The 10,277-nt window shown below is 58.9% G+C and carries 9 protein-coding genes and 1 tRNA gene; 6 read left to right on the plus strand and 4 right to left on the minus strand.

What is annotated here, in order from left to right; all coding sequences use genetic code 11:
* Window positions 1–40: 40 nt before the first annotated feature.
* The 3 genes from G7067_RS02370 to G7067_RS02380 form a co-directional block, all read right to left on the minus strand.
* Window positions 41–955 (minus strand): ABC transporter substrate-binding protein, encoded by a 915-nt coding sequence (locus G7067_RS02370; RefSeq protein WP_244301205.1) that lies wholly within the window; start codon window positions 953–955, stop codon window positions 41–43.
* A gap of 521 nt (window positions 956–1,476) precedes the next feature.
* The gene (locus G7067_RS15115) at window positions 1,477–2,115 is read right to left on the minus strand and encodes an HNH endonuclease (RefSeq protein WP_166321681.1); all 639 of its coding nucleotides are present in this window, start codon (window positions 2,113–2,115) and stop codon (window positions 1,477–1,479) included.
* 471 nt (window positions 2,116–2,586) lie between these two features.
* Window positions 2,587–3,384, minus strand: a complete 798-nt coding sequence (locus tag G7067_RS02380) for a hypothetical protein (RefSeq protein WP_166321683.1) — start codon at window positions 3,382–3,384, stop codon at window positions 2,587–2,589.
* A gap of 232 nt (window positions 3,385–3,616) precedes the next feature.
* Here G7067_RS02380 and G7067_RS02385 point away from each other — a divergent pair, with 232 nt between their 5' ends.
* The 4 genes from G7067_RS02385 to G7067_RS02400 all read left to right on the plus strand — a co-directional run bounded on the left by G7067_RS02385 (window position 3,617) and on the right by G7067_RS02400 (window position 8,442).
* On the plus strand, window positions 3,617–5,134 hold the full coding sequence (locus G7067_RS02385; RefSeq protein WP_166321685.1) for an IS1634 family transposase: 1,518 nt from the start codon (window positions 3,617–3,619) through the stop codon (window positions 5,132–5,134).
* Between the two features lie 214 nt (window positions 5,135–5,348).
* Complete coding sequence (locus G7067_RS02390) at window positions 5,349–6,698, plus strand: IS256 family transposase (protein WP_166325648.1); 1,350 nt, start codon at window positions 5,349–5,351, stop codon at window positions 6,696–6,698.
* Window positions 6,699–6,723: 25 nt separating this feature from the next.
* A complete protein-coding gene (locus G7067_RS02395) occupies window positions 6,724–7,008 on the plus strand; it encodes a hypothetical protein (protein ID WP_166321687.1) in 285 nt (94 codons plus the stop codon).
* A gap of 282 nt (window positions 7,009–7,290) precedes the next feature.
* A complete protein-coding gene (locus tag G7067_RS02400) occupies window positions 7,291–8,442 on the plus strand; it encodes an IS1249 family transposase (protein ID WP_166321689.1) in 1,152 nt (383 codons plus the stop codon).
* 172 nt (window positions 8,443–8,614) lie between these two features.
* Here the strand turns inward: G7067_RS02400 and G7067_RS02405 are convergent.
* Window positions 8,615–8,698: transfer RNA gene (locus G7067_RS02405), tRNA-Leu, on the minus strand.
* A gap of 137 nt (window positions 8,699–8,835) precedes the next feature.
* Here G7067_RS02405 and G7067_RS02410 point away from each other — a divergent pair.
* Together G7067_RS02410 and G7067_RS02415 are read left to right on the plus strand one after the other, a co-directional pair.
* Window positions 8,836–9,723: a DUF3662 and FHA domain-containing protein gene (locus G7067_RS02410; RefSeq protein WP_244301206.1), complete on the plus strand. Its 888-nt coding sequence runs from the start codon at window positions 8,836–8,838 to the stop codon at window positions 9,721–9,723.
* Window positions 9,720–10,277 carry an FHA domain-containing protein FhaB/FipA gene (locus tag G7067_RS02415; RefSeq protein ID WP_166321691.1) on the plus strand — a complete coding sequence of 186 codons (558 nt, stop codon included), beginning with the start codon at window positions 9,720–9,722 and terminating at the stop codon, window positions 10,275–10,277. Before G7067_RS02410 ends, G7067_RS02415 begins: the two co-directional genes overlap by 4 nt.

The following is a 10,277-nucleotide window of genomic DNA, read 5'->3' on the forward strand; positions in this document are numbered from 1 at the left end:
GCCGGGTCGGGTCCAGCCAGAACCCGCTCCGACCCCCAACTCAACCGAGTTTCTTCGCCGCGAGCCAGTCGCGCGCGATGTCAGCGGCCGGCAGCTGCTCATTCACGCTGCGCGCGTTCATCTCGAGCAGGTCCGCCGGCGTCATCGCGGCGCTTACCTTGTCAATCACGGCCGCCGCGCCAGCGTCCACACGATCGCTCGCGAGAGGCACAACGTGAGAGGCGAGAAAGACGCCCTTCGTATCCTCGAGTGAGACGAGCTTATTCTCGCTCAGCGTCGGATCAGCGGTGTAAATGATCGCCAGCTGAATGTCGTCATCCTGCAGCGCCTTCACGGTGAGCGGCCCGCCGCTGTCCTCGATCGGAGTGAAGGTGACACCCTCGATTCCGTAGACCTTTGCGAGGCCCGCCGGACCATACGGCCTGGTCTCAGCCTCCGAGTTCCCGCCAAGCGTCAACGGCACCGTGACCCGAGCAAGATCCTCAACCGTCGAAAGATTCCACTCACCAGCGAACGCCTGCGTCACTGTATAGCTATCCTGATCGGTCGCTGGCGACTGCTTCAGCACCCGCAGACCCTTGGGCGTTGCCGCCGTCAACGCGTCGTAGACATCGCCTGAAGTGCGGGCCTGCGTTTCAGGCTCCCAGTACTGCAGCAGATTGCCGGTGTACTCGGGGAAGAGGTCAATCGCCCCAGCCTCAATCTCAGGCAAATACACCTCGCGCTGCCCGATCCGGAATTCACGTTCGACTGAGAAGCCGTCAGCTTCGAGCGCCTGCGCGTACACTTCGGCGATGATTTCATTCGAATAATAATCCTGCGAACCAATGACAATCGTGTCGCCGGCCTTCGAGTCGCCGCCATTCGCATCAAGCGGATCCTCCGCGGCGCAACCCGTGAATGCGAGTGCGCCCGCAAGCAGTGTGGCCGTCAGCAGAGTAGTGCGTCGGAGCATGGTCGGTCCTTCCATCGGTACAGCGGTCGGGTGGCGTGAGTCAGGCTTAGGCGCTCAACATCGATCACGTCCTACCTTCACCGCGCCGTGCGCTCGACCATCACCCCTCAACAGTATCGCTGCGACCCCGAGCGCGCACGGAATCTCAGTGAACGATTCCAAGACGGCACGCGACATTTGGATCGATGGTGCGTCGAGTGGAGCGGCGGCTTGACCGGTACCTCAAATCGGGTTCCCCAACAGCGAGCAGGCGGTTCAGCCACGAGAGTGCGCTTTGGTGGGATCGCGCTTTCGCGACTGAGCCCCGCTCTCGGCCTATCGGCAGAAAGGGAGTGTCGGAAAATCCCACGTGCCTTCTGCCGCAGGGATTCCCGGAGCCTCTGAATTCGATTTTCCAGGTTAAGCTCCAGATTTTTCCATGGCCTCACCTGTAGTCATGCGCGGCGACGCGTTCGCCGTTATCGCCCCCAATCTCCGCGTGAGACGACGCTCGAGCATCCAATCCGGGTTGCCAGATGAGCTCAGTCCCGAAGCGGCTGAGTCAACCCAAATCGTCTGATCCACGCGCGGTGGTAGGCAACACGCTTTGCGCCAGCACCAGCAGCAACCATTGCTGGGTAGTGAGCCAAAAGACCATCCCAACCAGCACTTCCCCTCACCGCTGCAACGGACGTCGCCCTATTCGACTTCTGAGTGTTACACGCCGCGTGCAACGTGGTGAGGTTATCAACCGAGAAAGCCCCGCCCAGACTATGCGGAACAACGTGATCCGCTTCAGAGGCGAGGAACCAGAACACGGGGTGAGTGAAACCACGCTTATAGTTCGGGTGATAGGGAATCTCGGCGGGGAAAAGGTCATGCATTGCCACCAATACACATCGAGGGACAGACCTTCCACCGCAGGCGGTACAAATGTGGTTGTCACGCATGAACACTCGTGCGCGGATACTCTCCCTGGTGGTCCGAGAAATCGTCTCTTCGCTTCTAGTGACCGCCATCGAGGTACTCGAGAGATGACCCACCCAGATTGCCATCGCAACTGGGGAAAGGGCGAGCTTCGCGGCTTCTAAGTCTCCTGCCGATACCCGCTCAGCGGCGCGCAGAAGACTGAGCGCATAGCTCTCAGTGTCTTGCAGTGAGAACTCACGTATGTCGACCATGCTCTAGAGAGTACCGCCGTTTTCCAGCATTCGAAATCGTCATCTGCACTCCCCAAAGACTGTTCAAGGAATCGTCAGGCCTCGCCAACACCCGACATTCTCAGACAGCAGAATGAGTCCGGAACAACCCCCTGATCTGGACTCAAGAGCCAAATCACAAACCTCAACTGCTCAATTTCATAGACCGCATTTCGTGGAGTGCTTTTTTGAATCCCAGAGCCCTTGTCCCTTAAGAGATCCGCGGAACCCCCCAAAGCAGTTTTCCTGGTTAAGCTCCGAACCCTTCCAGGCCCTCCGCCTGAAGCTTTCCTCGGCGCACATCCTTACCACCGAGAGCCACAAGCTTCGTCCTGGTGCTCACCAACCTCGCACCATGCCTTGCGTCTCGACTTTGAAGGGTCGTCGAAATGGCTTGCGGGACTCAGGGGCGTTCCCATAGCACTCGAAGACAAGCAACGAGAGCTGGGTGCACTACTCGGCCTCCCTGAGCCACTGGTAAGAGTCGAGAGCTTCCGTATTACTGTCGAACTCATACGCGCGGTGAACGGCGGAGTGGATGAGAAGGGTGTCTCGTTCGGACCATTCACGCTCGCCATTGCGCGACAGGTCGTACAGTAATTTCGCGAAGTCGTGAATCTTCACTGGGATCCAGTCTTTGCTCGAGAACGCCAAGTTCACCGGGCTCGAGCCTTCCTCCCTAACATATGGAATGTCGATGGATTCACCGCTGAGAGACAAGATGATGTGCTTGGTGGTCGCTCCGGGTTCCACGTGACGACCGTCTTCGTCTTCAAGGTCCATCCACCAGACCCAACCGAGGTAAGCGTCGGTCTGCACAACGCCTCGCTTGCTCGGACGATGCTTTCGACCGCTGGTCCAGTACCAGTCCTCGTTGTCCTTGTAGTGCTGCCGAATTTCCGCAGCGCGTTTGCCCGGGGCATGCCTTTCCTCTCTCCCGTCCCCCTCGCAGGTTTCGTAGGCAGTCGCGTTCCAGTCGGCATGCCCCTTTACCTCGATGACGGCCGCAAGCTCATTGGTGTCTGTCCGGGCCAAACACAGGTCGGGGCCGAACTTTCCACTTGGGTACGCTCGGAGCAATGGCCCGTCTCCAAGATCGAGGGCCCGGATACTGGAGCAACCAGGCTTCCTCTTCTCGGCCGCGTCCATCATCGCCCGAGCAGCCATCATGCTCAACTCTGGGCTTGCCTTTAAGAACAGTGCGGCGATCGAACGTGTGAACAAATCCTCGTGAGGAACTCGGAATCCCATACAGTCATGCTAGGTGAAAAGACCAGCTGGAGAGAGCTCGGACCGCTGGGAATGAAGTCCCGTTGTCCTGGCCACAGCTACCGTAATTGGAGTAGATGGCAACTTGATGTGCCCGTCACCTGAGTTGACCGCTTTGGGGTGGTTTTGTGGGATTTGAACGCGAGAACGTTGATTTTATGCGGGTCTCTGCGGAGAATGTGGTTACTAACGTGCCCCTATGTAGGCTGAACGCATGTCAGTATTCGTTCGGAAAGTTCAGACGAAATCTGGTGCGACCGCGGTTCAGATCGTCACCAAAACGGGGCGACAGGTCACCGGAATCGATCACATCGGGTCCGCGCACACTGACACCGACTTGGCACTCCTGACCGATATCGCGAGACAACGCATCCGTGAACGTGAGCGCGATGCCGGGCAAGGTGAGTTCGACTTCGGTCTTGCCCCGTCTCCCGCGTCGACTGCGCTGCTGGCACGCGCATACTCGCGACTGCTCTACGACACCCTCGCGGGCGTATATGCGCAGCTCGGGTTCGCTTCCGCCGTCGATGACGCCGTGTTCCGTGACCTGGTGATCGCACGCATCATCGAACCCGCCTCAAAGCTCGACACCATCCGAATCCTTGACGAACTCGGGCTCACCCCGCCTTCGAACACAGGCATTCACCGTTCCCTCAATCGTGCTGCCGATGAGAACTATCGTGACCAGTTCTCGAAGGCGTGTGTCGAGTTTCGTGGCACCAAGCAACTCACCCTCGTGTTGTATGACGTTACGACATTGTTCTTCCAGGTTGAACAAGAAGACGACTACCGTATCCCGGGGCTCTCCAAAGAACGCCGGTTGGAACCCCAAATTGTGGTTGGTCTTCTCGTTGATGAGCGGGGGTTCCCCCTGCAATTGCACTCCTTCGAGGGGAACAAAGCAGAGACGCTCACCCTGGTGCCGGTGCTTGACGCGTTCAGAGCACAGCACCCCGACGTGGCAGTAAGTGTGGCGTGTGATGCGGGCATGCTTTCTGCCGCGAACCTCCTCGCGTTAGAGGACGCCGGCTACTCATTCATTGTAGGGTCGAGGATCGCGAAAACTCCATACGATATTGCCGAATTCCAGAACGATGGCGGGATCCTGAACGATGGTCAAATCTTTGAATCGCAGCAGTGGTTTGGTCGAGGTGAGACCCGCAGACAACGTCGGGTGGTGTACCAGTATCGCGAGAAGCGTGCCCGTCTCGATCTGCGCAACATTGAGAAGCAAGTCGAGAAGGCCCGCAACGTGGTTGCGGGGACGAGTGCCGTAAAGAAGGGCCGATTCTTGAAGATCACGGATGCCAAGAAGAGTATTGATGAGGCGCTCGTGGAATCAGCGAAGCAGCGAGCCGGGGTGAAGGGGTATGTGACAAATCTGCCGATATTGACAGCCTCAGCAACGACAGTAATTGATGCGTATCATCAGCTCTTCAACGTGGAAGCGTCGTTTCGGATGGCGAAGACTGATCTACGGGCTCGCCCAATTTTTCATCGACAGCGGGAAAAGATCGAGGCGCATCTCACGGTCGTGTTTTGTGCAATCGCGGTATCGCGGCATATCCAGGAAGTCACCGGGGTCTCGATTAAGCGGTTCGTAAAGGTGTTGGCTCCGGTGAAAGACGCGGTGATCGTGGTTGAGGGCATCGAGCACACAATTCCCGCGGCTATCACTGACGAAGTTGCATTGCTACTGAAGGGTCTGACTGTCATGGGTGGTGGTCACTAAACCGGTCAACTCAGGTGCTAGGTGAAAAGACCAGCTGGAGAGAGCTCGGACCGCTGGGAATGAAGTCCCGTTGTCCTGGCCACAGCTACCGTAATTGGAGTAGATGGCAACTTGATGTGCCCGTCAGTTGGGCCACCCTAGCAAAATACCGGAGGGTGTCAAATAGTTTGTGTAAGCCGGGGATCCCCGGAAGGAACGCAACACTATGGAGACCATGTCGTATCAAGACGAGGAACGCGCCGAAAGGCGTCGTACACAGAAAGAGATCGCTGACCAGCTGAGGGCCTCTGGCGCGTTGGATGACATCTTCGCGCAGATGGACGCGGGTGCCCCGTTGACCGGCGACAACGGGCTACTCGGCGGGATTGTGAAGGCCGCCCTCGAACGCGGCCTGGAAACGGAGCTGAGTGACCATCTCGGGTATGAGAAAGGAGATCCCGAAGCAAACATTTACCCGAATTCCCGGAATGGGACGTCAGCGAAAACCGTATCGACCGAGGTCGGTGATATTGAGCTTGCGATCCCCAGGGACCGTGACGGGTCATTCACGCCGATGCTCGTCCCGAAAGGCCAGCGCCGCCTCGACGGATTAGACGGCATGATCATCTCGCTCTATGCGGGCGGGATGACGATCCGTGAGATCCAGCATCACCTGTACTCAACGCTGGGCACTGACCTGTCACACGAGACGATCTCGAAGATCACGGACCAGATTCAAGACGAGGTCCTTGCCTGGCAGACGCGCCCCTTGGAGCCGTTGTACCCGGTGATCTATCTCGACGCGATCATCGTGAAGATCCGTGATGGTGGGCACGTCCGAAACAAGGCCGCACATATCGCGGTCGGCGTCGATATGGACGGCATCAAGCACGTCCTCGGGATTTGGGTACAAGCAACCGAGGGGGCAAAGTTTTGGGCAGCCGTGTGTGCAGAGCTCGCGAACCGTGGCGTGCGTGACGTGTTGATCGTCGCGTGTGACGGTTTGACCGGGTTCCCCGAAGCGATCCAGGCGACCTGGCCTGAAGCGACGGTACAGACCTGCGTGGTGCACCTGATCCGTGCCGCAATGCGGTTCGTGAACTACCAAGACCGGAAAGCTGTCGCCTCGGCCCTGAAACCGATCTACCAGGCCGTCAACGAGGATGCCGCGCTTGAAGCGCTCGAAGAGTTCTCGAACTCGACGTTGGGGAAGAAATATCCATCGGCGGTGAAATCGTTTCAAGACGCGTGGGATCGTTTCATTCCGTTCCTCGCGTTCCCGCCGGAACTTCGGCGGGTGATCTACACCACCAACGCGATCGAATCGTTGAACTATCAGCTGCGGAAGGTGACGAAGAACCGTGGTCATTTCCCCAACGATGCTGCGGCGGTGAAGCTATTGTGGCTCGCGATCTGCAACATCGAAGACAAGCGTGCCCGGGAACGCCAGAAAGAACGGGGAAAGCCTGCCAAAGAACGCAACGCGAAGCCTCGCCTGATCGAGGGCGCAGTGACTACGAACTGGAAGACAGCGCTCGCGCAGCTCGCGCTCGCGTACCCCGACCGTATCGAGCCCTACCTCTAAAACTGCACCCGAAAGGACACCTATCATGACCGCCACACTCGATATTGAAGAAGGCCTCACCGCGCAAGAAGCCTGGCTGATTCTTGCCGATGATGTTCTCTGGACCTTGGCCGAGTTTCTGCCCAAACTGAGTCGGGAAGCGAAACGAGAGATCACGGACCAGCTCGGCTACATCGGGGGCGCTACAGCTCTTGGGACGAGCTTGCTGCGACAACCCGGACCACCTCAAACAACATCAACCCAGAAAACTAAATCCCGCAGCTTACACAAACCTCTTGACAGGCCCAAATACCGGATGTCGTTAATTTAACCCTGAAATCGGGGGCAACGATCGAGCCCCACTTTCGTGAACGGGAAGATACCTCCGCACAAAACAAGAGGGAGTGTTGCTGGACCTCAAGGCCCAGCAACACTCCCGTTTAATATCTCGTGCGCGGAGGGGGACTTGACGCGAATGCTTCGCATTCGCCCCGCTCGCGACGCCACTGGCGTCACTCGCGGGGTTACCGGCCAAAACGTGTGGATGGAAGCTTGATCTAGCCGCATGATCACGCGGTAAAACAGGGATCGTTATGCTCCGACACCCTTAACTGTGCCCAAACCATCAAACACGACCTCCTGTCTGCTATGCACTATCAAGCTCGTCAAGAACGGGAAAACAGCAGCCGGCACCCAACGCTGGAAATGCCCCTCATGTGGAGCCTCAACCTCCCGCAAACGCGACGATGTCACCCGCAAACACCAACTCGACAGATTCTTCACTTGGCTCCTCGGGAAACACTCTCAACCAGAAATCACCGGCACCCAGACTGGCCGATCCTTTCGCCGGAAGGCCGCCTGGTGCTGGCGCATCACCCCGCGTCTACCGACAGTCACACTCCCACCCAAATATGTGATTATTGACGGCACCTACATCGGTTCCTGGTGTCTGCTCATCGCAACTGAGGAACACCAGATACCCCTCGCTTGGCAATGGTGCTCTACCGAATCTCAAGCCGCATGGGAAGCACTCCTCAGGCAGATCCCTGCCCCGCTCGTCGTGATCTGTGACGGCGGGTCAGGGGTACGTGCCGCGATCCGGGAACAATGGCCAGACACCCTCACCCAGCGCTGCCTCTTCCACATCTGGATGAACCTCAGAACCCACCTCACTCTCCGGCCCCGCACCCCCGCAGGCCAAGCATTGCTTGAACTCGGGAAACGACTCCGCCGGGTGACAAACACCGATGACGCAGTCGCTTGGTTACAGCAACTCAACGACTGGCACAGCATCTACGGTCACCTCACCACAGAACGTTCCTACGCAAAGAAACGTCTCCCTGGCGGGCTCTGGGACTCACCCACCGGGAAGAAATGGTGGTACACCCACGACCGTCTCAGAAAGGCGTACAACCTCCTCGCGGAACTCCAACGCCGCGGCCACCTCTTCACCTATCTGACCGCCGGAGGCCCCAAAACAACAAGCCGTCTCGAAGGCGGGATCAACGCCCTCATCAAGCAGACACTCCGCCTTCACCGAGGCATGACAATCGACCACCAAAAACGTGCCGCAGAATGGGTGCTCGTTGAACGTGCAGGCCTCCTACACACCGCACCGGCAATGATCACCGAAGCAGCCATCGCGCCGCCCCAGAAACAACGGCCACGATTCACCGAACCCGACCCAGGTCCAGCCCTCTACGACACCGCGCTCAGCAGTGAGGAAGGTCTCTGGCTACGCACCGGATGGGGCGGCAGACACTAGACACGCCCAACCGCATCCACACGTTTTGGCCGGTAACCCCACTCGCGTCGCAGCCGGATCGCAAGCGTTGCTTGCTCTCGCCGGCTGCGCCCTCACGGGGTTCAAGTCCCCTCAACTAAACGAGGAGAGGGTGTAGCGCTGAGCCTTTGGCCCAGCACTACACCCTCTGTTCGTGCGCGGAGGGGACTTGAACCCCCACGCCCTTGCGGGCACTGGCACCTGAAGCCAGCGCGTCTGCCATTCCGCCACCCGCGCGCGATGTCATTCAAAGCAAAAAACAGCTCGGACAACTCCACTAGCTTAGCAGCAGGAACTTGCTCTCACCAAAGCGGGCTAAACTAAAGACACTTCCCCCGGGAGGAACGAGCAAAAGCAGAAAGGCGAGAGCACCACGTGGGTATTCTGGACAGCGTCGAACGCGGGCTCGAACGCGCCGTCAATGGTGCCTTCGCCCGCACGTTTCGCTCCGGGGTGCAGCCCGTGGAAATCGCGTCAGCGCTGAAACGGGAGCTCGATATCGGTGCGGTTATCGTTGACCGCGACCGCGTACTTGCCCCCAACCGCTTCATCGCCCGCGTCTCCCCGAAAGACGCTGCACGCCTGCAGGGACTCGGTGAAACCCTTGAGAGCGAACTACGCGGCGTTGTCGTCAAACACGCGCGGGGCCATAGTTACCAGCTTCTCGGCGAGCCCGACGTTGAGATCCGTGCCGATGATTCCCTCACCGTCGGCGTCTTAGAGATCGATGCGAGCAGGGTCGAGGGCGCGGTGGACTGGATCGCGGTCATTGAGGTCAACGGCGCCCGCCACGAACTCCCCCGCGGTGTCACCACCGTCGGCCGCGGCAGCGATTGCGGGATCAGGATCACCGACAACGCGGCGTCGCGCAAGCATCTAGAGATTATCTGGGACGGCGCAGCCGGTCTCGCCCGCGATCTCGGCTCCACCAACGGATCGAAGATCAATGGTCAGCGCTTCAAAGAAGCAGCCCTGGCACCCGGGATCACCATCAGCATCGGCCAGACCGCCCTCACCTTCGAACTTGTGCCCGGCCGCAACGCCCAGCCCAGTAAAGCGAAGCCCGCGCCGGCCGCCACCCGCACTCCCGCTGCAAACACTACGAGCGCAGCACCTAAACGTTCTGCAGCACCCAAAGCTCCGGCGCAGTCCTTCGCAGACATCCCACTGTCGGAGATGCCCTCGGCCGCAGCCACCCCCACGCCGAACCCGAAACCACGTAAAAACCCCAGTATCGACGAAGACTTCTGGAGTGGACTATGAGTAGTGAACTCGTTCTTCTCATCATGCGTGTCGGCTTCTTGCTACTGCTGTGGTTCTTCATTTTTGCCATCGTTTATGCGCTACGCAGCGATCTTTTCGGTGCCCCCGTGCGCCGAATGAAGGCCGAAGGCTCCGATAAGTCAGGTGCCAAGTCAAGCTCCAAGGCACCCTATGTCGCGGCGGCTCCGGCGGTGCAGGCTGCTTCCCCCGCACCAGCACCGATTACCCCGAGTAGTGGTGCCCTACCTTCGGCGGGTGGGGGGACGGCCAGACAGCTTGTCATTACCTCTGGCGTCGCCGCAGGCACCGCGATCCCTCTCGATGACGATTTTCTCACCATCGGTCGCAGCAGTGAGTCGACGCTCGTCATCGTCGACGAATACACCTCGACTTACCACGCCAGGCTTTCGCGCGAGGGTGACACTTGGATCTTGACCGATCTTGATTCCACGAACGGTACTCGTCTCGACGGTAATCGGATTTCAGGCTCCGTTCCTGTTCCGCTGTTCACGCCGGTCACGATCGGCACAACCACATTTGAGTTGAGGCCCTGA

The organism is Leucobacter insecticola, assembly GCF_011382965.1.
GTDB lineage: Bacteria > Actinomycetota > Actinomycetes > Actinomycetales > Microbacteriaceae > Leucobacter > Leucobacter insecticola.

Coding starts and splice junctions, on each gene's coding strand:
- G7067_RS02370 (WP_244301205.1), bottom strand. CDS start 955: ATGCTCCGACGCACTACTCTGCTGACGGCCACACTGCTTGCGGGCGCA.
- G7067_RS15115 (WP_166321681.1), bottom strand. CDS start 2,115: ATGGTCGACATACGTGAGTTCTCACTGCAAGACACTGAGAGCTATGCG.
- G7067_RS02380 (WP_166321683.1), bottom strand. CDS start 3,384: ATGGGATTCCGAGTTCCTCACGAGGATTTGTTCACACGTTCGATCGCC.
- G7067_RS02385 (WP_166321685.1), top strand. CDS start 3,617: ATGTCAGTATTCGTTCGGAAAGTTCAGACGAAATCTGGTGCGACCGCG.
- G7067_RS02390 (WP_166325648.1), top strand. CDS start 5,349: ATGTCGTATCAAGACGAGGAACGCGCCGAAAGGCGTCGTACACAGAAA.
- G7067_RS02395 (WP_166321687.1), top strand. CDS start 6,724: ATGACCGCCACACTCGATATTGAAGAAGGCCTCACCGCGCAAGAAGCC.
- G7067_RS02415 (WP_166321691.1), top strand. CDS start 9,720: ATGAGTAGTGAACTCGTTCTTCTCATCATGCGTGTCGGCTTCTTGCTA.